The organism is Kitasatospora saccharophila, from assembly GCF_039529925.1.
In the GTDB taxonomy this organism is placed as follows: Bacteria; Actinomycetota; Actinomycetes; order Streptomycetales; family Streptomycetaceae; genus Kitasatospora; species Kitasatospora saccharophila.
In genome coordinates this window covers 1-642 of sequence record NZ_BAAANS010000179.1, presented here as the reverse complement: position 1 = coordinate 642, position 642 = coordinate 1, and the positions used below count along the sequence as shown (strand labels likewise).

Sequence of the window (642 nt, the reverse complement as noted above, 5' to 3'; positions counted from 1 at the left end):
TCACCGCGGCCGTGGCGGTGCTGATCATCGCCTGCCCGTGCGCCCTCGGCCTGGCCACCCCCACCGCCCTGCTGGTCGGCACCGGACGCGGCGCCCAACTCGGCATCCTGATCAAGGGCCCGGAAGCGCTGGAGAACACCCGCAAGGCCGACACCGTCGTCCTCGACAAGACCGGCACCGTCACCACCGGCCGGATGACCCTGCTCGCCGTCCACACCACCGAAGACACCACCCGGGACGAAGCACTGCGCCTGGCCGGCGCCCTGGAACACGCCTCCGAACACCCCATCGCCCAAGCCGTCGCCACCGCCGCGCGGGAACGCCTCGGCGACCTGCCCGCCGTCGAGGACTTCCGCAACCGGCCCGGCCTCGGCGTCCAGGGCACCGTCGACGGCCGCACCGTCCTGGCCGGCCGCGCCGTCCTGCTCGACACCCCCCTGCCACCCGCCCTGGCCGCCGCCGGAACCGCCGCCGAGCGGGCCGGGCGGACCGCGATCGCGGTCGGCTGGGACGGGACGGCCCGGGCCGTCCTTGAGGTCGCCGACGCGGTGAAGCCGAGCAGCGCGGAGGCGATCGCCGAACTGCGCGCCCTGGGCCTGCGCCCCGTCCTGCTCACCGGCGACAACCGGCTGGTGGCGCAAG

Annotated in this window: 1 protein-coding gene; it reads left to right on the top strand. The window is 75.9% G+C overall.

The features are described from left to right. The coding region (locus ABD345_RS40055) for an HAD-IC family P-type ATPase (RefSeq protein ID WP_344559772.1) at nt 1–642 on the top strand (642 nt) is incomplete at both ends.